The organism is Halobacillus sp. AWM4_238 (assembly GCF_056158265.1).
In genome coordinates this window covers 913559-935542 of the sequence record NZ_JBSWSY010000002.1, presented here as the reverse complement: position 1 = coordinate 935542, position 21984 = coordinate 913559, and the positions used below count along the sequence as shown (strand labels likewise).

Sequence of the window (21984 nt, the reverse complement as noted above, 5' to 3'; positions counted from 1 at the left end):
ATTTTTGTTATTTTATCATATTTACAAGAACACCTGGTATGAAAAAAAGAATTAATTCGGATACCTTTCAATTAAAACGGGTTGATGCTGCTTTCCTTCGAGCGCTGCCTCAATCGTTTCTGGTATTAATGTCATATCCGCTACCAATGAATTTGGTTTTTTGAAGGGATGATCCTGACCTAGTGGTACAAAGTAAATGTTCTTCGTTGCCATCAGACGCATAATGTTTACACCATTTAATCCAAGTGCATCATTTGTTGACACGGCCACGACTACAGGACTTTCGTTCCTTAAGGTCGCCTTAGCAGCCATCAATACAGGTGAATCCGTCAGGGCATTTGCAAACTTACTTGTCGAATTTCCCGTAAGAGGCGCAATGAGCATGCAGTCTAAAGGACGTTTAGGTCCGAGAGGTTCTGCATCAGGAATCGTCAATATTGGTTCTTCCCCTGTGATTTCTTTTATTTTTTCTAAATGCTCAGAAGCGTCCCCAAAACGGGTATCTGTTTTTTGAACCGTGTAAGATAATACAGGAATAACCGTAGCACCAAGGTCGACAAGTTCCTGCATGACAGGAAAGACCTCATGGTACGTACAATGGGATCCCGTTAAGCCGAATCCAATCACTTTCCCTTTTAAATTAGACATCAATCATTCTCCTTTCGTGAACCTTCCTGAACGATTCGAGACACAACGTCCGCTATGATTCTTCCTGCCGTTTTTGGAGCTACAATTCCTGGCAGACCTGGTGCGAGTAATGCTTTAATCCCACGTTTATCTGCATAACGAAAATCGGTTCCTCCTGGTTTTGATGCAAGATCCAAAATCATCGCATGAGAGGGGAGTTGTTTAATTACAGAAGCATCAACGACGAGGTGCGGGACGGTATTCAGTAATAGATCACAGGACATATCTGCATTCTCTATATCATTCATATCAATGGGTTCCAGTCCCATTTCATAAACTCTTGCCGCTGCTTTTGAAGAACGTACACCAACAGATACTTTCGCCCCAAGGTGATCAAACGTACGCGCAAGACTCATTCCTACCCTACCAAGACCGAGAACGATGACTTTCGATCCATGGATCGTGAAATCTGTGTGTTGAATGATCAACATCAACGCACCTTCTACCGTAGGAATGGAATTATAAATAGCAACATCATCCCTATCCATTAAAGGAATGAGTGTACGATTCGTTTTAGCTGCTAATTCTTTTAAATGGTCATTCGCAATTCCCGAAAACACTTGACAATGGTCTGGTGTCCTTTTCAGCCATTCTTCTGAGAAATGGATCAGTTGATTAGAAAAAATCCCTTCAATCTTCCCCTCCGCATCCGTCCCCGGTACAGGAAGGATGATGGCATCCAATTTCTCCACTTGCTCGCTGTCGAAGTCAAGGTCGATGGCTTCTCTAAAGCTTTCATTCAGTTGGTCGAACCCAGCCAAATAGACGGTGGCATCCCACTCATTCAACCTCCGAATAAGCTCGATCTGCCGGGCATCGCCCCCTATGACCGCTACATGATATCCTGTTAGCATCCCGGATGTCTCCTTTATCTAGTATCTTATCTCCTTGTATCCTATGCCGGAATGCCGAGTTAGTGATTTGGATTAACAAACAAAAAACACTGCAGCTCAAGCTGCAGTGTTTATCGTTTTTTTAGGAGGATCGTTTCCTCACCAATGGTCTCAATTTGATTCCAATCAATCGTCATTTCCTTTTTTGATGAACCAAACCCGATGAATCCGTGATTCATAATCACCAATGACTTGATCACCCCTGAGTCGGGATCAATAATCAAGTCCGCTTTTCCTAAGATTCCCAATTTCACGCCTTTCTCTACATCAATCACTTCTTTTTGAGCTAGAGATTTCATTCTCACTGTACGACTCTCCTTCTCCCCTATCTCTCTTCACTCAATAATTTATGCAGGGATACGACCTTATACCCTTTATCTTTCAATTGTTCAATCAGTTTTGGCAGGCTGTTTACAGTCACCTGGGTTGGATGCATAAGGATGGTAGCCCCATTATGAACCTTACCCATGACCCTTGTGATCAGCACATCTGATGTTGGTTTCTGCCAATCAATCGTATCCACTGTCCATAAAATGGTTTCCATATCCATTTCATCAGCCGCTTCAACGGTGGACATATTATAACTCCCGGATGGTGGAGCGAAATACTTCACTTTTTGCTTGGTCAGGGCGAACAAAAGCTCGTCCGCTTGTTCCAGATTCTCTTTCGCCTGTTCCTTCGTCATTTGTCCCATATCCTTATGACGATACCCATGGCTCCCGATCGTATGCCCTTCTTCTTCAATCATTTGCACGAGGTGTGTAAAATCATTCGCAAAAGCTCCATCAATAAAAAATGTAGCTTTCACTTGGTGCTCATGTAAAATCCCAATCATGTCCGGGATGTATTCTTCCCCCCAGGAAACATTGATTAAAAAGGACACAGCTTCTTTTTCCGGATGACCTCTATAGATAGGAGAAGCAGGCAAATCCTCCAGAGAAACCTTAGGCTTAATCAATTTATAAACATATAATTCAGGGTTGTATTTTCCATGTTTTTGCATTTTTTTGTAGGATGCTTCGACATCGACTTTGCGACCGACGATTCCAGGTGTCTTTTTCCATACAGAATCGATCTTCGCATCCTGTGCTTCCCATTCAAATTCTTTTTTTTCGTCCTGGATTCTTTGGTAGATGGTATCTTCTTTGTTGACGGTCACGACATGGTCTGCTGTTAAAAAAGCCATACCAAACCCAATGAAGAAACAGAGATTGACACAGAATAATATGATTAATCGAAAGCTCATGGACCATCACCCCTATCACCATTCTATGGGGCATGTCCTTCGTCTAGACCAATATTACGAACGATTATTAGAGGCCCGTGATCAGAATGGTCGGAACGAGGTAAAAAAAGAAGAGGTGACCACTTTCTGCACTTTTCATCAAACCATAGTTACATTTGTGACATTTCCGGGGAAAGACCATAACAAGGGAGATCGCGAACATCTTTCTCTTTGAAATCCGAGCGCAGACAGAAAGAGAGCGATTGATTTTCATGATACTTTATCCAAGGGAAACGGAAGATCATTTCAATCAGGTGTTTTTACGCAAAAAAAAGAGACTGGCAAGCCAGTATCTCTTCTTTACGTAAACCTATTAGGATTGTTGTTCAACATTTTCTTGTTTCTTCTTCTCATCAAGAAGAATCGCTTTTCTGGAAAGGTTGATTCTTCCCTGGTTATCAATTTCTTTAACTTTCACTTTAATTGTATCACCTAGGGAAACGATGTCTTCCACTTTTCCGATACGCTCTTCAGCCATTTCAGAAATGTGGACAAGGCCTTCTTTTCCTTTGAATAGTTCAACGAAGGCACCGAACTTCTCGATACGCTTCACTTTACCATCGTAAACTTCACCGACTTCTACTTCACGGACGATATCCTCAATGATTTTTTGAGCTGTTGCATTCATGCTGGCATCCGTTGAGGAAATGAACACCGTACCATCTTGTTCAATATCAATCTTCACACCCGTATCATCAATGATCTGGTTGATTTGTTTACCGCTCGGTCCAATGACGTCACGAATTTTGTCTGGATTGATTTTCATCGTCATGATCTTAGGAGCATGTGCGGAAAGTTCTTTGCGAGTTTCCGGAATCGTCTCAAGCATGTGTCCAAGGATTTCCATGCGTCCTTTTTTCGCTTGAGCCAATGCTTCTTCAAGGATTTCTCTAGAAAGACCATCAATCTTGATATCCATTTGAAGAGCCGTTATTCCTTTTTCTGTTCCGGCAACTTTAAAGTCCATGTCTCCAAGAGCATCTTCCATGCCTTGAATATCTGTGAGAATCGTGTAATCATCGCCTGATTTTACAAGACCCATTGCAATTCCAGCCACAGGTGCTTTAATCGGCACACCTGCATCCATCATAGCAAGCGTACTCGCACAAATACTTGCTTGGGATGTAGAACCGTTGGATTCTAGAACCTCTGAAACAAGTCGGATGGTGTAAGGGAACTCATTCTCAGAAGGAATGACGACTTCAAGTGCACGTTCACCAAGAGCACCATGCCCAATTTCGCGACGTCCAGGTCCACGGATAGGACCCGTTTCTCCAACTGAGAACTTAGGGAAGTTGTAATGGTGCATAAAGCGCTTAGACTCTTCAAGATCTAGACCATCTAGAATTTGCACATCTCCTAATGCCCCGAGAGTACAAACACTTAGCGCCTGGGTTTGGCCACGAGTGAAAAGACCGGATCCGTGTGTTCTCGGAAGCAATCCTACACGGGAAGTAAGGGAACGAATTACGTCAACGCCACGACCATCTGGACGAATTTTATCTTTCGTAATGAGACGACGCACTTCCGTTTTCACGATATCTTCTAAGATGGACCCCACTTGTTTGAGTGTCTCTTCGTCTGCTTCCTGCTCTTCATAAGAAGCAGTAACATCAGCTTTCACTTGTGCAATAGCTTCTTCACGTGCTTTCTTTTCTTCTGTTTTGATGGCCTGAACAATGGCGTCAGTAGCTTCTGCTTCGACTTTCTCCTTCAGTTCAGCGTCCAGATCAAACAACTGCACTTCCATCTTCTCGCGACCTACAGCTTCTACGATTTCTTCCTGGAAGGCAACTAGGCGTTTGATTTCTTCATGTCCGAACATGATCGCTTCAAGCATGTCCTCTTCAGAAACCTCATTAGCACCTGCTTCAACCATATTGATGGCATCCTTCGTACCCGCTACAGTCAGATCGATATCACTTTTCTCCTGTTGTTCAACAGTAGGATTGATGACAAATTCACCATTTACTCGTCCTACGATGACGCCTGCGATCGGTCCTTCAAATGGGATATCAGAAACGCCTAATGAAATGGAAGACCCTAGCATAGCGGCCATTTCAGATGAACAATCCTGATCAACACTCATTACAGAGCTGATCACTTGCACATCGTTACGGTACCCATCAGGGAACAACGGACGGATCGGACGGTCAATCAGACGGGAAGCAAGAACAGCTTTGTCACTCGGTCGACCTTCACGTTTGATGAATCCTCCTGGAATTTTACCTACTGCGTAAAGACGCTCTTCATAATTTACAGTCAATGGGAAAAACGGCAGGTCCTTCGGCTCTTTACTACCGGTAGCTGTGGATAGGACAGTCGTATCTCCGTAATGGATGAGTGCTGCACCATTCGCTTGTTTAGCCAATTCGCCAATTTCTACAGAAAAAGTACGACCGGCAACGTCAATGGAAAACACTTGTTTTTCTTCTGCCATAAAGAACTTAACTCCTCTCGATAACTCTTCTTATTTCATTATAAGGGTTTATTGTCAGTTTACACCCTTCTGTATGTAAACATACAGAAAAAGCGGGAATAACTCCCGCTTTTTCCCATACATTAGCGACGCAAGCCAAGGCTCTTGATTAGCTCACGGTAACGTGTAATGTCCTTATTACGAAGGTAGTTCAATAGGTTACGACGCTTACCTACCATTTTAAGCAATCCACGACGAGAGTGGTGGTCCTGCTTGTGTGTACGCAGGTGCTCGTTCAAAGTAGTGATCTGCTCCGTTAGTACAGCGATTTGTACTTCTGGAGAACCTGTGTCGTTATCATGAGTTTTGTACTCATTGATTAGTTGTTGTTTACGTTCTTGTGTGATAGCCATATTAGCTACACCTCCTGAAAAAATTTAGAATTCCCTTTCCCCGAGCGGACGTCGGAGTTACGTACCGCCAAGCGAAGGTTCCATATTAAAGGGTACATTTTTTTTGCCTGAAATGCAAGGAAAACCAACAATCTCTGATAAAAAACTATGCGTATGTCCTACGATGAGGATCTTTTTTCACCATCATTAAACATAGAGTGCATTAAAATACACGTACCGGTTTGATGAGACCGGTTTTTCGGGGATGATCCTGGTATATCGCCAAGACCTCTCCAGCGTTCACCACTACAAATTGTTCTGCATGGATATGGGCCGGCTTTTCAAACACTTGCCCGTGTTTGATCTTATCAACCTGCTCTTCATCGACCTTCCAGGAATCCAAATGGGCAAGACCTCTGGATATGGGAAGGAGCAATGGTTCAGGAGAACCTTCATCCACGACTTTTTGGATTTCATCAAACGTATAGCAGTCTTCCTTCATGATATCCGCTGTTTCCGTCCTAACGAGCGTAGACATGTGGGCGGCATATCCCAGAGCTCGACCAATGTCTGCACATAAGGTGCGCACGTAGGTACCTTTGGAACAGACCACCCGGAAGGAAAAAGTAAATGTGTCTCCTTCTTTTTCAGGGGGAGGGGTCATCATTTCGATACTCTTGATGTGTACTTCGCGTGTCGGTCTTTCCACTTCTAGTCCTTCTCGAGCATATTCATACAATTTCTTCCCGTTGACTTTTACCGCAGAGTACATAGGAGGAGTTTGCGTAATCCAGCCTTCAAATGCCTCAAGGACACCTTTAATGGTATCTGTAGGAATGGATGCGGTTACCGGGGTCGTTTCAACCGTCTCACCTGTTGCATCTTCAGTGGCTGTCGCATACCCAAGCGTAACAGAAGCTTCATACACTTTTTCTGTCTCAGTTAAAAAAGGCACGATTTTCGTGGCCTTCCCTACACAAAGGGGCAGCACCCCTTCAACATCCGGGTCAAGGGTTCCTGTATGACCGATCTTTTTTGTTCTCAACATTCCACGGGCCTTACTGACACAATCATGGGATGTGAAACCTTTTGGCTTCCACAATGGAAGAATCCCGTCCATTTGCCGCTCACCTCGAAACTTTTTTATCCTATATAAAATCCGTGCTGAAGCAGCACGGATTTTCTGTCAATCTTCCGTATCGTTTAAATCACGAAGGATCGTTTCAATACGATTTCCTCTTTCAATCGCTTCGTCAAACTCGAACATGATTTCAGGCGTCTTACGAAGACGGATTCGTTGCCCGATTTCAGACCGAATGAACCCTTTCGCTTTCGCAAGACCTACGAGTGTATCATGTTTCTGTTTGTCATCACCCAATACAGATATATAAACTTTCGCTTGTTGCAAATCTCCTGTCACTTTCACTTCTGTGACGGTGACGAACCCTACGCGTGGATCTTTAATTTTTTTGCTGATGATGTCACTCATCTCTTTTTTCATTTGTTCTCCAACGCGGTTCGCTCTTAAATCGTTCATGTTATATTCACCTCTTCTAACCAGACATCAAAGCCATTCCTGATGGGTTTCTGTCCGTTCAATTTCAGGAAATGAATCGATGAAAGCCAAAGCTTGCTGCATCGTCTGTTCCGCAATCACCTTATCACTAGCGATCGTGACGAGGCCGATCCGAGTCCGTTGCCATAAGTCTTGGTACTCAAGTTCACTTACAGCAACGTTGAACTCGTTTCTGAGCCTTGTCATGACACGTTTCAATACCGCACGCTTGTTTTTCAGCGATTGCGCATCATAGATGATACCATCCACTTCTGCGCTTATAATCATTTACGCTCGATTTCCTGCATCTCAAATGGTTCGATGATGTCGCCTACTTTAATGTCGTTGAAGTTCTTGATTGTAATTCCACATTCGTAACCTTGTTGAACTTCTTTCGCATCATCTTTATAACGTTTCAAAGCATCGATCTCACCTTCATAAATGACGACACCGTCTCGGATGACACGAATACCGGAATTGCGGCCGATTTTACCATCTGTAACGTAAGAGCCGGCAATCGTACCGATCTTAGACACTTTGAAGATTTCACGTACTTCCACCTGACCGATGATTTTCTCTTCGTACTCTGGATCGAGCATCCCTTTCATAGCAGATTCGATCTCTTCCATCACTTTATAAATGATGTTATGAAGGCGGATTTCTACATCTTCCGCTTCAGCTGCTTTTCTAGCGTTCCCGTCTGGACGAACGTTGAAACCAATAACGATTGCGTTGGAAGCAGATGCGAGTGCAATATCAGATTCCGTAATGGCTCCGACACCTGTGTGAATGATCTTCACTTTCACACCTTCGACTTCAATTTTCTCAAGTGAACCAGCAAGAGCTTCTACAGATCCCTGCACATCACCTTTTACAATCAAGTTGATTTCTTTGACATCCCCTTGTTTAATTTGATCAAACAAATCGTCAAGGCTTACTTTCGCTGTAGAACCGCGATTTTCTTCCAATTGTTTCTGAGCACGGGTTTCACCTACAGAACGTGCTTTCTTCTCATCGTTAAAGACTAGGAAACGATCGCCTGCCTGAGGAACATTATTTAATCCGGTAATTTCTACTGGTGTAGAAGGACCGGCAACTTTTACTCGGCGTCCAATATCGTTCACCATGGCACGTACACGTCCCCAAGTATTTCCGACTACAATGGCGTCACTGACATTCAAAGTACCGTTTTGAACCAACAATGTAGCCACAGGGCCTCGTCCTTTATCTAGTTCCGCTTCAATTACCGTACCATAGGCAGGACGATCTGGGTTAGCTTTCAATTCTTCCATCTCTGATACAAGACCGATCATTTCAACGAGATCATCGATCCCTTCACCGTTGACGGCGGACATTTTGACAAAAATCGTTTCTCCACCAAAGTCTTCAGCAATCAGCTCATATTCCATAAGCTCCTGCATGACTCGGTCAGGATTGGCACCTTCTTTGTCCATCTTATTTACAGCAACAATAATAGGTACCTCTGCTGCTTTCGCGTGACTGATCGCTTCTTTCGTTTGCGGCATAACGCCATCATCAGCAGCAACTACAAGAATAGCGATATCCGTTACTTGAGCACCACGGGAACGCATGCTTGTGAAAGCTGCGTGGCCAGGCGTATCAAGGAAAGTGATCTTCTTCCCGTTATCTTCGATTTGGTAGGCACCAATATGCTGGGTAATTCCACCCGCTTCGCCTTCTGTTACTTTTGTGTTACGGATCTGGTCAAGAAGGGTCGTTTTTCCGTGGTCGACGTGTCCCATGATCGTAACGACAGCAGGACGGTCCTGTAGATCTTCCGGATCGTCATCAAACGTAAAGTTCTCGATGTCCGTCTCGTCCACAACGACCTCTTCTTCTACTTCTACGCCAAACTCATCACAGATCAATTCGATGGAATCAGCGTCCAGTTCCTGGTTAATGGTAGCCATTGTGCCTAGGAACATAAGTTTTTTGATGATTTCAGAAGAATCCTTGTTTAATTTTTCGGCCAACTCACCGACCGTTAAGCTTCCTGAATAAGTAATTTTATCAGGTGTCTGCTTTTTCGACTTTTTAGGTGCCTGCTGAGCAGGTTTGTGGTTCTTCTGGCTGTTATTTTTTTGTTTATTATTTGCTGGTTTTTTGTTGTTTTTCGGTTTTTGGGACTTGGCTTTGTCCTGACTTTGAGGTTTAGAACCCTGACCTTTTCCGAATGCTTGATCCAGCTTTTTCGCTGCGTCCTCTTCTAAAGTGGACATGTGATTGTTCACTTCGATATTCAGATTTTGCAGTTTTTGAATGACTTGTTTACTTGAAAGTTCATTTTTCTTGGCATATTCATATACGCGCATTTTACTCATAAAATCTTCACCCCCGTATAGATTCATCGAGTAGCGATTGCATCTTTTTCGCAAATCCTTGGTCAAGAACTGCGATCGCAACTCTCCCTGCCTTTCCGATAGCCTGTGACAATGTGTCTCGATCATCGACTTCATAGCAAGGTATTTCATAGAAGCTGCATTTATCTGTCAGCTTCTTCTTTGTTTGTTTCCCTGTATCATTGGCTATGAGAACGAGCTTTGCTCTACGTTTTTGAATGTCTCGTACAATCGATTCTTCACCGAGCGTACACTTACCAGCTCTAATAGCCAGTCCTAATAGATTCAAGTAACTGCCGCTCATGATTGGCCAGCCTTTACTTTCGCTCTCAATTCCTCATAAATGTTGTCATCCACCTTAGCTTTGAGGTGACGGTTCAACACCTGCTGTTTTTCAGCCTGCTCAATGACTTTAAGGTCTTTCATGAGATAGGCTCCACGCCCATTCTTTTTTCCAGTGTCGTCCACAAAAATCTCTCCCTCTTTATTGCGCACAACACGGATCAATTGTTGCTTAGGAACCATCTCTTGTGTAACGACACATTTTCTTAATGGTTGTTTTTTGGAACGGGTCATGTTTCTTCCCCCTCCTTAATCTTCAGACAGTTCGTCGTCAAAGACGTCTTCTTCTTCAACATCCGCTTCTTCTGTTGATAGAAGCCCTTGTTCCCGTGCTTCACTTTCACTCTTAATGTCGATCTTCCAGCCTGTCAACTTAGCTGCAAGACGAGCATTTTGACCGCGTTTACCGATCGCAAGGGACAGCTGGTAGTCAGGAACGATTACGGTTGTCGCTTTATCTTCCTCATCGACAAGCACCTCAACGACCTTAGAAGGACTCAAGGCATTGGACACGTATTCAACAGGATCTTCGGACCATTGAACGATATCGATTTTTTCACCCTTCAATTCATTAACAATCGCTTGTACACGTTGACCTCTTTGACCTACACAGGAGCCTACAGGATCGATTTCCTGATCTTCTGCGTAAACCGAGATTTTCGAACGGTCCCCTGCTTCACGGGCTACGGAAATGACTTCAACAGTACCGTCATATATTTCAGGAACTTCCATCTCAAACAAACGCTTTAAAAGACCCGGGTGTGTACGGGAAACATAGATGTGTGGACCTTTGTTGCTATTTTCAACCTTCGTCACAAACACTTTGAGACGATCGTGGACTTCATAGGTCTCTGTCGGCATTTGCTCCCCTTCTGGGAGGCGTGCTTCAATTTTACCCAGGTTTACATAGACGAAACGAGGATCTTTCCGTTGAATGATCCCTGTCATGACATCTTCTTCACGATCAACATACTCACCGTAAATGATGCCTCGCTCAGCTTCACGTACACGCTGAGTGACGACTTGCTTAGCCGCCTGTGCTGCGATACGGCCGAAATCCATAGGAGTTACTTCTACTTCGATCACATCTTCAACCTCATAGTTTGGATCGATCCCTTTGGCTTCTTCTAATGAAATCTCCTGCTGCGGATCCATGACCTCTTCTACGATTTCTTTTCGAGCAAGGACCTTCATGGCACTCTCTTCTTCATTTATATCCACGCGTACGTTCGTCGCGGAATTGAAGTTTTTCTTATAAGCAGAAATCAAAGCAGCTTCAAGTGCTTCCAATAAAAGATTTTTGTCGATGCCTTTTTCCTTCTCTAAATAATTCATGGCATCAAATAGTTCGCTACTCAACAGTTTTCTCCCCCTTAATTAAACGTAACAGCTAAGTTGGCTTTAGCTATTTTTTGATATGGTACTTCCAGTTGTTTCTTTCGCGTTTTTATACGAATTTCAACGGTTGCAACGGAATTTTCAAAGGACTTCAGGGTCCCTTCAAACTCTTTTTCCCCATCAATCGGCTCGTATAGCTTCATATATACGTATTCACCGACGAACTTTTCAAAGTCTGCTTCTGTTTTCAAAGGACGTTCTGCCCCTGGAGATGCAACTTCAAGGAAATATGGAATTTCAATAGGATCTTCTTCGTCTAATTTTTCACTCAGTTGTTCAGATACTTGGCCGCATTCTTCTATATCCACACCGCCTTCTTTATCTATGAAGACGCGAAGGTACCAGTTCTGACCTTCTTTTTTGTACTCAATATCCACGAGTTCGAGGTTCATATCCTCAAGGATCGGCTGGACTAGACGTTCTGTAACGGATGCAACATGATTGCTCATGCTCTTCCCTCCTTCGAACACAATGTAATGGTTAGTACTTATTATTATGGGATGTATTCGCTTATTTCATTAAGTAACGGGGCCATTTATGCAAGTACCATGAGAAACCGCTATGACATTAATCATAGCGGTTCATCTCGCGGGTACTAAAACCCCTCATGCATCGAAGTTTCTCCACAAGCAAGAGGCTAGAATATGACGAAAGAGTGGGTTGCCCCACTCTTTCGTCGTCCGTATCGCTCTTCTCACCATAAAAAATATATCATAGATGCGTATTCTATGCAACAAAGGAAGAAATCAACAGCCTTTCCTCCACCCCTCAATCGAAGTTGTTTCATAAAAGCTGCCGATTGTCAGTTTCGAGATGTTTGTGTAAGTTTAGGGCTGCGGGGAATGACTCGCTTTCCGCGGGAGCGCGGTGAGCCTCCTCGGACTGCGTCCTGTGGGGTCTCACCCTGCACTTTTTTCCCGCAGGAGTCTCGCCACTCCCCCCGCCGGAAAGCGAGTGGCATCCCAACCACCCATGACTCCTCATATGGCTAACGAACCCCTAAAAGTCTCGAACCTGATTCTTCCACAACTCTCCCATATACTTTAATAATGAATCAGCCTTTTGTCTGTCGTGGAGCTGAGAAATTAGAAAAGGGACAGTTGGTTTTCATCCGGCATTCCTTCTAAGCATCCGAAGTTATCCAAGTATTCAAGAACCGTTTTGGAAATACGGCTCCGTTCTCTTAAATCCTGTTTGGATAGGAATTCCCCTTCTTCTCTTGCATTGACGATATTGATCGCTGCGTTTGTTCCCAGGCCATCGACGGCATTGAATGGTGGGATCAACTCATTACCTTCAACAAGGAAGTCCGTAGCACTGGAACGATAAAGGTCCACATTTTTGAACCCGTATCCTCTTTCACACATTTCAAGAGAAAGCTCAAGAACGGTCATTAAACTCTTTTCCTTCGGTGTGGCATCGAAGCCTTTATCCTGTATCTCTTTCATGCGTTTACGGATGGCTTCGGATCCTTTTATCATCGTTTCCAGTTCAAAATCGCTTGCCCTGACAGTGAAATAGGCAGCATAGAAATAGATGGGGTAGTGAACTTTGAAATAGGCGATCCTTACAGCCATTAGAACATAGGCTGCTGCGTGTGCTTTCGGGAACATATATTTAATCTTCTTACAAGAATCAATATACCAGTCCGGGACACCATGTTTTTTCATTTCCTCGATCCATTCATCTTGGAGGCCGCGGCCTTTACGGACGAACTCCATGATCTTAAAGGCTAGAGAAGGATCGAGACCTTTATGCATGAGATACACCATGATATCGTCACGACAGCCGATAACTTCTGGAAGTGTACAGATCCCATCATTGATCAACTGTTCAGCATTTCCAAGCCATACGTCCGTTCCGTGTGACAGCCCTGAGATGATAACGAGTTCTGCGAATGTTTTCGGCTTTGTATCTTCAAGCATCTGCCTTACAAACCTTGTACCGAATTCCGGAACGCCCAGGGTTCCTGTTTTACACATGATCTGATCTGCCGTTACTCCGAGTGCTTCAGGACCGCTGAAGATCTTCATCACTTCCGGGTCATCGACAGGGATTTCCTTTTGATCGATGCCACTTAAGTCCTGCAGCATACGGATGACGGTGGGGTCATCGTGTCCGAGAATATCCAGTTTCAACAGATTATCGTGAATAGAGTGGAAATCGAAGTGAGTCGTCTTCCACTCTGCTTTCGTATCATCCGCTGGAAATTGGATTGGAGAGAAGTCGTAAATTTCCATATCATCAGGTACGACGATAATTCCTCCAGGGTGCTGACCGCTTGTCCTTTTTACACCTGTACATCCTTGAACAAGACGATCAATTTCGGCGTTCTTATAAATCAGCTGATGATCTCCGGCATAACCCTTTACATAACCATAAGCCGTCTTTTCCGCTATCGTACCGATTGTACCTGCTCGGAATACACTATCTTCACCGAACAACTCTTTTGTGTAGTTGTGCGCATGAGGCTGATATTCTCCTGAGAAGTTCAAGTCGATATCTGGAACCTTATCTCCTTTGAATCCGAGGAACGTTTCGAAAGGAATGTCTTGACCGTCTTTCGTTAGAGATGTGCCGCATTCTGGACAATCTTTTTCTTCGAGGTCGAATCCGCTTCCGACCGATCCGTCGGTGAAAAATTCATTATATTGACAAGATGGACAAACATAATGCGGTGGAAGAGGGTTTACTTCTGTAATATCCGTCATCGTAGCAACAAATGATGAACCGACTGAACCACGCGACCCAACAAGGTAACCATCTTCAAGAGATTTGGTTACGAGTTTCTGCGATATGAGATAGATGACCGCAAATCCATTTCCTATGATACTGTCGAGTTCTTTCTCCAAACGTTTGACAATTAGATCCGGAATTGGCTCTCCGTAAATGCTCCTTGCTTTGTTGTAGGACATTTCACGGATTTCCTGGTCGGCTCCCTCGATGTTAGGCGTATACAAATCATCCTTCACAGGAGAAACTTCACCAATCTGTCCTGAAATCTTATGAGTGTTCGTTACAACTAACTCCGTGGCTTTGTCTTTTCCTAAGAAAGCAAGCTCCTCTATCATTTCATTCGTCGTCTTAAAGTGGACCTCCGGAAGTGTCTGCCTGTTCAGCGGGTTTCCGTTTTGGGATGAAATGAGAATTTGACGATACTGTTTTTCATGAGGTTCCACGTAATGAGTATTTCCAGTAGCAACGACGGTTTTACCCATGCGCTCTGCCATAGCGACAAGCCTTTTTAAAATATCGAGGATCTGTGCTTCCGTCTGGACAAGGTCTTTTTCAAGCAAGTGATAATAATTTCCAGGTGGTTGAATTTCGATGTAATCGTAGAATTCAGCTACTTTCTCCGCCTCTTCCTCCGATTTCTGCATCATCGTTTCAAATACTTCACCCTTGTCACAACCAGAACCTACGAGAATCCCCTCTCTGTTTTTAGCTAAAAGAGAACGAGGAACACGTGGAACACGGTAGAAATAATTCACATGCGCTTCTGATACGAGACGGTAAATGTTTTTTAACCCTGTGCTGTTTGTGGCAAGCAGCGTACAATGAGAGGGTCTGGAACGTTGATACGCTTTCCCTTCCCCCATATAATCGTTCAGGTTTTTATGGTTTGTGATCTCTTTTTCCATGGCTCGTTTCACTAGTTTCCATAATAAATAACCAGTGGCTTCGGCATCGTAAATCGCCCGGTGGTGCTGGGTCAATTCTATGTCGAATTTCTTACATAATGTATTTAAACGGTGGTTCTTTAATTCTGGCACTAGAAAACGAGCGAGTTCCAACGTATCGATGACGGGATTCGTAGACTTTTCCAATCCAATATTTTGATAACCAGCGTTTAAAAAGCCCATATCAAAACTAGCGTTGTGAGCGACAAGAATGTCATCTCCTGACCAAGCGTGGAAATCTTTGAGTACATGTTCGATTTCCGGGGCATCCTTGACCATATCGTCTGTAATCCCTGTAAGGTCAATCGTCGTTTGGGACAAAGGTTGATGGGGGTTTGCGAAGGATTCAAATCGATCGATGATTTCTCCTCCCTGCACTTTCACCGCAGCAAGTTCTATAATTTTATCGTAAACCGCGGATAGTCCTGTTGTCTCCACGTCAAATACAACGTACACAGCCTCCTCAAGCTCACGGTCCTGTTCTTCATACGCAATAGGAACGCCATCATCGACCAAGTTCGCTTCCACACCATAAATGATTTTCACACCATTTTTCTGACCAGCAGCATGGGCATCCGGGTAAGCTTGGACGACCGCATGGTCTGTGATCGCTATCGCTTCGTGGCCCCAATCGGCTGCTTGCTTAATCAAACGTGAAGGGGATACAGGGGCATCCATCGCACTCATCGTGGTATGGGCGTGCAATTCTATCCTCTTCTCTCCTTCTGGTGCATCATCTTCTCTCAACTTCGGTTTCACTTCATTGATATCATTAGCCATCATCGTCAATTCGTTTGTGAAATTATCTGTTTGGATGCCCCCACGCGCTTTGATCCACATGCCTTCTTTCACGTGCTTAAACAATTCGGCATGATCGTCTCCACGAGAGAACATTTTGATAGAGAAAGAATCGGTATAATCGGTCACTTTCAAAAGTAGCAAATGACGCCCAGAGCGGAGTTCTTTAATTTCGACATCGAAAATATATCCCTGGACAGCAATCTTTTTCTCTTCTTCTTGGATCTCTTCCATCGGGATAATATCATCTTGAATTTTGTAACCAATTTCAAGCGGTCCTTTTGGTTTAGAGTCATCCTTATCCTTGGCTCTTTCCTCTTGTTCTTTCACCGCTTGCTGGACGAGGATTTTATCCTCTTTTTGACGTTCTTCCTGAAAACGTTTGATTTGCTCGGTCTCTTCTTTTACTCGGGTAGAAAGCATGAAAGAAGGGAGACCGCATTGAAGACAAAAGTTCTTTAATGGTTCTTCCAAATTTTTTTGTATGGCATGGCTTTCTGCTAAGTTCCTGCAGGTTAACATCACTTTATTTCCGTTCACTTCTGGTTGCTGTTCCATCAACAAATCTTTGTAACTTGGCGTTAGATTCGTCAATGTTTTGATAAAGCTTTGCCAGTAGTCCAGCACATCTTGAACAGACAGTTCTTTTGCGGTTGTTTCAATTGTCCAAGTCACATCTGCAATTGAACGGAAAGTCGCTACAAGTTTACTTGTAAATAGATCATAGACAGAGGGTGGCAGCGGTTTTGGCATAAGAAAATGAAAATGCCACTGTTTTTGTTCGCGGTAAACCACCAGCTTTTGCATACTGCTGTCTTTAAAGTGAGGCTCTATTAGATCATGCGGGAATTGAATCTGCTCCAGCAAATAGTGCATTTTTTCTTTATTGCTCACACTCAAACGGTATTCCTCCTCTTTCCTCACCCAACACCTGACATGGAAAAACCCTTGCTCTTTCCTTCAGCAAGGGTATAGTTTTCCAAAAAAGATATTAGGCTTTGTACCAGTTCTTAATATATTCTAAAACTTCACTTGTTTCTAACTCATCTTGATCGCCAGTCGCACGTTCCTTCACTTCAACGACACCTTCACCTGCACGCTTTCCTACTGTAATTCTAACAGGCACACCGAAAAGGTCGCTATCTGCAAATTTCACGCCGGCACGTTCTTTACGATCATCATATAAGACATCGATCCCAGCATCAAGCAGTGTCTCATATAATTGATCTGCCAATTCTTTCTGTTCTTCTTTTTTAGGATTCAATGAAAGCAAATGCACTTGATAAGGAGCGATATTTTTCGGCCATGTGATGCCTCTTTCATCATGGTATTGTTCTACGATCGCAGCTAGTGTACGAGAGACACCGATCCCGTAGGAACCCATGATCATCGTCTTCGCCTTTCCTTGATCATTAAGGAATGTGGCATTCATTCGTTCGGAGTAGAATTCTCCCAATTTGAATACGTGCCCCACCTCAATGCCTCTGGCGAATTTGATAATGCCTTCCCCATCAGGTGAAGGATCCCCTTCTTCAATAAACCGTAGATCAGCATATGTCTTAACGGTAAAGTCTCTGCCAGGTGTGGCATTCTTATAATGAAAGCCTTCTTCATTGGCGCCACATGAAACGTTCACCATAGCTTTTACGGCATGGTCGGCTACAACGTCTACTTCTTCCGGGACATCGAGCGGTCCAAGAGAACCGAATCCTGAACCAAGCAGGCGTTTTGTGTCTTCTTCTGAAGCGAGTTCAACCATATCCGCATCATAAAGATTCTTAAGTTTGACATCATTCACTTCATGATCTCCACGGGTTAGAGTAAGAACAAATTGATCATCAACCTGGAAAAGGAGCGACTTGATTCCTTCTTGTAAATCATGACCAAGGAATTCTGCTACATCCTTCATTGTCTTCTGCCCTGGTGTTTCCACTTTCTCCAAATTTTGAGGAGTGGCTGTGGATTTTTCATACGTCGCTGTAACGGGTGCCATTTCAATATTTGCGGCATAACGAGAGGTATCTGAATAAGCAATGACATCTTCTCCAACTTCAGACAGAACCATAAACTCATGGGTGTCTTTTCCGCCCATAGCTCCGGAATCCGCGATGACCGCACGGAAGTTCAACCCGCAGCGTCTGAATACATTCGAGTAAGCTTCGAACATCTTGTTATAGGTCTCATCAAGGCTTTCATAGGATTCATTGAAAGAGTAGGCATCTTTCATCAAAAACTCTCTTCCACGCAAAAGACCAAAACGAGGTCTCGCTTCATCACGGAATTTATTTTGAATTTGGAAAACGGTCAAAGGAAGCTGTTTGTAACTTTTCACTTCATGACGAACAAGGCTGGTAATGACCTCCTCGTGTGTCGCACCAAGGGCAAACTCGCGATTATGTCGATCGTTTAGGCGCATCAATTCAGAACCGAATGTTGTCCAACGCCCAGTTTCCTTCCAAAGTTCTGAAGGTTCAAGGGCAGGCATCGCCATTTCATGAGCGCCGATTTTTTCCATTTCTTCGCGGACAATATTCTCGACCTTGCTTAATACACGGCGTCCAATTGGCAGAAAGCTGTAGATGCCGGATGCAATCTGGCGTATGTAACCAGCACGAACGAGGAGCTGGTGGCTCTTGATTTCAGCATCAGCTGGATTTTCTTTTAGGGTAGGTATTAACATATGACTTTGTCTCATAACATGCACCTCAGTTCTATATATTCGAAGTTACTAAAAGGAGAAAAAAACTAGTCTCCAAGATTCCCCTTCTTAATACGTTCAATTAAAAGAAGCCGGAAGCCTAGGAATCACCGATCACCTCAGGACTTCCAGCTATAAAAATCACAAGAATAAGCGTTGAATATCGTTCCACGTGACGACTAGCATTAATAACATGAGCAAAGCAAATCCGATGAAGTGAACAATTCCTTCTTTTTGAGGATCAATGGGTTTCCCTCTAAGTCCCTCAAGACCTACGAATAAGAGACGTCCTCCATCCAGAGCAGGAAGCGGAAGTAAGTTTACAATCCCAAGATTGATACTCAGGATAGATGTCCACATGACGAAATTGGTAAAACCGGTGCGGACGACTTGGTCTGTGGCATCATAAATACCGACCGGCCCCGAAAGCATATCTAAAGAAAATTGTCCGGTTACCAATTTACCGAGGTTCGTTAAAATCAAGGTGGACCACTCATATGTTTGCGTAAACCCGAATGTTAATTTTTTCGCAAAAGATTCTTCAAACGCACGGGCGACACCTACTTGGCCGATCGTCATCTCTCTGCTTTCAACGGCTGCAGGTGTGACATTCAGCTGTTGAGTGTTTCCTTCACGATTGATCGTCAACGTCACTTCTTCGTCTGGGTGTGCTCGAACGATGGTTGTGAACTCTTCCCACGTACTGACGGATTCGCCGTCCACTGCAACGACTTCATCACCTGCCTGAAGGCCTGCTTGTGAGGCTGGGGAGTTTTCCTGAATCTCTCCAAGTTTTGCTTCGTTTGAAGGAACCCCTTGAATAAAGCCGAGAATCATGAAGAGAACGATCGCAAGGACGAAGTTCATCAGTGGCCCTGCAAAAAGCTGCATGGCACGCTGCGGTACAGATTTAGAGGCAAATTGACGATTGTAAGGAGCGATCTGTGTTTCTTTCTCATCCATGACGAACATCGCTTTCGGGTCGACTTCAAAGAAGAGCTTTTCATCTTCATCAATTTCGTAACCTTCAATGACGAGTCGATGATCGAGATCCGCTCGTTCAACTTCAATGACACGCGCATGGGGATGTTTGTCTTTGTTGTTTACAATGATTTTGTTTGCTCTTCCAGCATCATTAAATTCAAGGCCGATGTGGTGACCAGCTTTCAATTCTACGATTTCTGGATCTTCACCGGCAACTCGAACATAGCCGCCAATGGGAAGAAGACGGATCGTATAAAGAGTTTCATTCCGAGTGAATGCAAAAATCTTAGGTCCAAATCCTATTGCAAATTCCCTTGCGAGCATTCCCGCCCGTTTGGCAAATATGAGATGCCCCCACTCATGTACGAACACCAAAAGTCCGAACATAAGAATAAATGCAACCACTGTAGTCAAATGAAGCACCTTCCTTTTTTAGCTCTCGGTCGTTCTATGGCTGATGTGATTAGCGGAAGAAACCATCATTAGTTTGACGGTCGCATAAACTTTTTTCAACAACCAGAGCTCTTAATTTATTTGGAAACGAACCCTTTCTCTTGTTTCCTTATCAATAGAAATTATGGTAGACAAGTCCGGGTTATGAATCTTGTCATGGTTTTCTAGTGCCTGACCGATGTATTTTTCAATATCAAGAAAAGAAATTTTCCCTTCAAGGAACTGCTGGACAGCCTCTTCGTTTGCCGCATTCAAGACTGTCGGCATCGATCCTCCAGCCTTTCCTGCTTCAAAGGCCATTTTCAAACAAGGAAAACGCTCCATATCCATCTTTTGAAAGTTCAGCGTAGCAATCTCTTCCAAGTTCAAGTTTTTCGTAATCGGAAGCTCCTTACGCTCAGGGTAAGTCAGTGCGTATTGGATCGGCACTTTCATATCAGGCGTTCCAAGCTGGGCAATGACATTACGGTCCACATATTCAACCATAGAATGGATCACACTTTCTCTATGAAGAATAACATGAATTTGGTCATAAGGTACATCAAAAAGCCAATGCGCCTCAATCACTTCTAAGCCTTTGTTCATCATTGAAGCAGAATCGATAGTGATTTTCGCCCCCATCTTCCAATTCGGATGATTCAAGGCATCGTCCACCGTTACTCCCACAAGTTCTTCCCTTGTTTGATCACGGAAGCTTCCGCCGGATGCAGTAATGATGAGCTTGTTAATGTCTTTTCTCTGCTCCCCATTCAAAGCTTGAAAAATTGCCGAATGCTCACTGTCTACAGGGAGAAGGTTGACCTCATGCTTTTTCGCTTCTTCCATAACTAGATGACCTGCTGTTACAAGTGTTTCTTTGTTAGCGATCGCTATTTGCTTTTTTGCTTGAATCGCTTTGAGGGTAGCTGGTAATCCAATGCTCCCCATGACTGCGTTCACAACCACATCTACAGGTTCGGCTACACTCGCCTCAATTAAACCTTCTCCACCACAAAGAATCTGTGGGTTAGTCAATTCCCTTTCAAGTTTCCTCTTCGTTTCATCATCTTGAACAACAATCATAGAGGGTTCGAATTCTCGGATTAGAGGAAGTGCTTTTTCCACATTCCTGCCAAACCCCATGGCATATAATGAAAACTGATCCGGGTGCAACCGAAGGACATCAAGGGTTTGAATCCCAATCGACCCTGTTGCCCCAAGTAAGGATACTTGCTTCATCGTTCAATCGCCCCTCTCTCTTAAGAAATAAAGTTAATCAAATGCAGGATCGGTAAAATGAAAATCAAACTGTCGAACCGATCCAATACACCTCCATGCCCAGGCAGAATCTTACCAGAATCTTTGACAGCGTAGTGTCGTTTGAATGCAGATTCCACAAGGTCCCCGATCTGACCAGTAATGGATACAAGTACGGTGACAAATATAACAATAAATAAGGAATGATCTAGTGGGTGTACCAACTGGAAAACTATAGCGACTACACAAGCAAGAATGATCCCTCCAACGGAACCTTCGATTGTTTTTTTCGGGCTGATCTGCGGCCAAAGTTTATGTTTACCAAAAGCACGCCCGAAAAGGTAAGCTCCTGTATCCGTTGCCCAGACAATAAACAACGCAAAGAATATATATTCGAGTCCCTCTTGCCGTGTCTCCATCAGATAATTGAATCCCATGCCTACATAGATGGCAGATAATAAAAGGAAACCAGCATCATCAAATGTGAAACGGTTTTTCACGAGCACAGTGTAACTCAACAGTACAAGGACCGCGAGCAGCGTAATTTCGGATTTTGTGATGATATCCTCAGAAGTAATGGATTTATCAAACACCTCATAAGGAAACATCAGGGCCCACATGAGAAGCAAGCCGAGCCCCGCGGCTACCGAGTAGCGGGCGATTTTTTTCATACGGATCAATTCAAGTAGAGCAATGCTTGCTATGATATACACAAAAGCCTTAAAAGGCCATCCACCCAACATGACGATCGGGAGAAAAATAAGAGCTGCTACGATGGCTGTAATTGTTCTTTGTTTCATAAGT

Annotated in this window: 19 protein-coding genes; all 19 read right to left on the bottom strand. The window is 43.8% G+C overall.

Going from position 1 to position 21984, the window contains the following annotated elements:
- Nucleotides 1–51: 51 nt before the first annotated feature.
- Nucleotides 52–648, bottom strand: coding sequence for a dipicolinate synthase subunit B (locus ACXACN_RS04810; RefSeq protein WP_474962721.1), 597 nt, complete (start codon nucleotides 646–648; stop codon nucleotides 52–54).
- Nucleotides 648–1541, bottom strand: a complete 894-nt coding sequence (gene dpaA, locus ACXACN_RS04805; protein WP_474962720.1) for a dipicolinic acid synthetase subunit A — start codon at nucleotides 1539–1541, stop codon at nucleotides 648–650. Before dpaA ends, ACXACN_RS04810 begins: the two co-directional genes overlap by 1 nt.
- A gap of 110 nt (nucleotides 1542–1651) precedes the next feature.
- Nucleotides 1652–1879: a YlmC/YmxH family sporulation protein gene (locus ACXACN_RS04800; protein WP_474966801.1), complete on the bottom strand. Its 228-nt coding sequence runs from the start codon at nucleotides 1877–1879 to the stop codon at nucleotides 1652–1654.
- 26 nt (nucleotides 1880–1905) lie between these two features.
- The gene (locus ACXACN_RS04795) at nucleotides 1906–2826 is read right to left on the bottom strand and encodes a polysaccharide deacetylase family protein (RefSeq protein ID WP_474962718.1); all 921 of its coding nucleotides are present in this window, start codon (nucleotides 2824–2826) and stop codon (nucleotides 1906–1908) included.
- Between the two features lie 352 nt (nucleotides 2827–3178).
- Nucleotides 3179–5305 (bottom strand): polyribonucleotide nucleotidyltransferase, encoded by a 2127-nt coding sequence (pnp, locus tag ACXACN_RS04790; RefSeq protein WP_474962717.1) that lies wholly within the window; start codon nucleotides 5303–5305, stop codon nucleotides 3179–3181.
- Between the two features lie 122 nt (nucleotides 5306–5427).
- Nucleotides 5428–5697, bottom strand: a complete 270-nt coding sequence (gene rpsO / locus ACXACN_RS04785; RefSeq protein ID WP_474962715.1) for a 30S ribosomal protein S15 — start codon at nucleotides 5695–5697, stop codon at nucleotides 5428–5430.
- Between the two features lie 202 nt (nucleotides 5698–5899).
- Entirely contained in the window at nucleotides 5900–6796 is an 897-nt protein-coding gene (gene truB / locus ACXACN_RS04780) for a tRNA pseudouridine(55) synthase TruB (RefSeq protein ID WP_474962714.1), read from the bottom strand.
- Nucleotides 6797–6862: 66 nt separating this feature from the next.
- A complete protein-coding gene (gene rbfA, locus ACXACN_RS04775; protein ID WP_089652372.1) occupies nucleotides 6863–7213 on the bottom strand; it encodes a 30S ribosome-binding factor RbfA in 351 nt (116 codons plus the stop codon).
- 27 nt (nucleotides 7214–7240) lie between these two features.
- Nucleotides 7241–7519, bottom strand: coding sequence for a DUF503 domain-containing protein (locus ACXACN_RS04770; RefSeq protein ID WP_474962713.1), 279 nt, complete (start codon nucleotides 7517–7519; stop codon nucleotides 7241–7243).
- Nucleotides 7516–9573 (bottom strand): translation initiation factor IF-2, encoded by a 2058-nt coding sequence (infB, locus tag ACXACN_RS04765; RefSeq protein ID WP_474962711.1) that lies wholly within the window; start codon nucleotides 9571–9573, stop codon nucleotides 7516–7518. Before infB ends, ACXACN_RS04770 begins: the two co-directional genes overlap by 4 nt.
- Before the next feature lie 7 nt (nucleotides 9574–9580).
- On the bottom strand, nucleotides 9581–9895 hold the full coding sequence (locus tag ACXACN_RS04760) for a YlxQ family RNA-binding protein (RefSeq protein WP_474962710.1): 315 nt from the start codon (nucleotides 9893–9895) through the stop codon (nucleotides 9581–9583).
- The gene (gene rnpM / locus ACXACN_RS04755; protein ID WP_474962708.1) at nucleotides 9892–10167 is read right to left on the bottom strand and encodes an RNase P modulator RnpM; all 276 of its coding nucleotides are present in this window, start codon (nucleotides 10165–10167) and stop codon (nucleotides 9892–9894) included. Before rnpM ends, ACXACN_RS04760 begins: the two co-directional genes overlap by 4 nt.
- 15 nt (nucleotides 10168–10182) lie before the next feature.
- Nucleotides 10183–11292 (bottom strand): transcription termination factor NusA, encoded by a 1110-nt coding sequence (gene nusA / locus ACXACN_RS04750; RefSeq protein WP_474962706.1) that lies wholly within the window; start codon nucleotides 11290–11292, stop codon nucleotides 10183–10185.
- Nucleotides 11293–11306: 14 nt separating this feature from the next.
- The gene (gene rimP, locus ACXACN_RS04745) at nucleotides 11307–11780 is read right to left on the bottom strand and encodes a ribosome maturation factor RimP (RefSeq protein ID WP_474962705.1); all 474 of its coding nucleotides are present in this window, start codon (nucleotides 11778–11780) and stop codon (nucleotides 11307–11309) included.
- A 636-nt stretch (nucleotides 11781–12416) separates the two neighbouring features.
- Nucleotides 12417–16709, bottom strand: a complete 4293-nt coding sequence (locus tag ACXACN_RS04740) for a PolC-type DNA polymerase III (protein ID WP_474962703.1) — start codon at nucleotides 16707–16709, stop codon at nucleotides 12417–12419.
- Between the two features lie 91 nt (nucleotides 16710–16800).
- The gene (locus ACXACN_RS04735; protein ID WP_474962701.1) at nucleotides 16801–18504 is read right to left on the bottom strand and encodes a proline--tRNA ligase; all 1704 of its coding nucleotides are present in this window, start codon (nucleotides 18502–18504) and stop codon (nucleotides 16801–16803) included.
- A gap of 144 nt (nucleotides 18505–18648) precedes the next feature.
- Nucleotides 18649–19905 carry an RIP metalloprotease RseP gene (gene rseP, locus ACXACN_RS04730; RefSeq protein ID WP_474962699.1) on the bottom strand — a complete coding sequence of 419 codons (1257 nt, stop codon included), beginning with the start codon at nucleotides 19903–19905 and terminating at the stop codon, nucleotides 18649–18651.
- Nucleotides 19906–20016: 111 nt separating this feature from the next.
- Entirely contained in the window at nucleotides 20017–21162 is a 1146-nt protein-coding gene (gene dxr, locus ACXACN_RS04725) for a 1-deoxy-D-xylulose-5-phosphate reductoisomerase (protein ID WP_474962698.1), read from the bottom strand.
- Between the two features lie 20 nt (nucleotides 21163–21182).
- A complete protein-coding gene (locus ACXACN_RS04720) occupies nucleotides 21183–21980 on the bottom strand; it encodes a phosphatidate cytidylyltransferase (RefSeq protein WP_474962696.1) in 798 nt (265 codons plus the stop codon).
- Nucleotides 21981–21984: the final 4 nt, after the last annotated feature.

Coding starts and splice junctions, on each gene's coding strand:
- pnp (WP_474962717.1), bottom strand. CDS start 5,305: ATGGCAGAAGAAAAACAAGTGTTTTCCATTGACGTTGCCGGTCGTACT.
- infB (WP_474962711.1), bottom strand. CDS start 9,573: ATGAGTAAAATGCGCGTATATGAATATGCCAAGAAAAATGAACTTTCA.
- ACXACN_RS04795 (WP_474962718.1), bottom strand. CDS start 2,826: ATGAGCTTTCGATTAATCATATTATTCTGTGTCAATCTCTGTTTCTTC.
- ACXACN_RS04760 (WP_474962710.1), bottom strand. CDS start 9,895: ATGAGCGGCAGTTACTTGAATCTATTAGGACTGGCTATTAGAGCTGGT.
- ACXACN_RS04800 (WP_474966801.1), bottom strand. CDS start 1,879: ATGAAATCTCTAGCTCAAAAAGAAGTGATTGATGTAGAGAAAGGCGTG.
- dpaA (WP_474962720.1), bottom strand. CDS start 1,541: ATGCTAACAGGATATCATGTAGCGGTCATAGGGGGCGATGCCCGGCAG.
- rnpM (WP_474962708.1), bottom strand. CDS start 10,167: ATGACCCGTTCCAAAAAACAACCATTAAGAAAATGTGTCGTTACACAA.
- ACXACN_RS04735 (WP_474962701.1), bottom strand. CDS start 18,504: ATGAGACAAAGTCATATGTTAATACCTACCCTAAAAGAAAATCCAGCT.
- ACXACN_RS04810 (WP_474962721.1), bottom strand. CDS start 648: ATGTCTAATTTAAAAGGGAAAGTGATTGGATTCGGCTTAACGGGATCC.
- dxr (WP_474962698.1), bottom strand. CDS start 21,162: ATGAAGCAAGTATCCTTACTTGGGGCAACAGGGTCGATTGGGATTCAA.
- rpsO (WP_474962715.1), bottom strand. CDS start 5,697: ATGGCTATCACACAAGAACGTAAACAACAACTAATCAATGAGTACAAA.
- ACXACN_RS04770 (WP_474962713.1), bottom strand. CDS start 7,519: ATGATTATAAGCGCAGAAGTGGATGGTATCATCTATGATGCGCAATCG.
- truB (WP_474962714.1), bottom strand. CDS start 6,796: ATGGACGGGATTCTTCCATTGTGGAAGCCAAAAGGTTTCACATCCCAT.
- ACXACN_RS04720 (WP_474962696.1), bottom strand. CDS start 21,980: ATGAAACAAAGAACAATTACAGCCATCGTAGCAGCTCTTATTTTTCTC.
- rbfA (WP_089652372.1), bottom strand. CDS start 7,213: ATGAACGATTTAAGAGCGAACCGCGTTGGAGAACAAATGAAAAAAGAG.
- rimP (WP_474962705.1), bottom strand. CDS start 11,780: ATGAGCAATCATGTTGCATCCGTTACAGAACGTCTAGTCCAGCCGATC.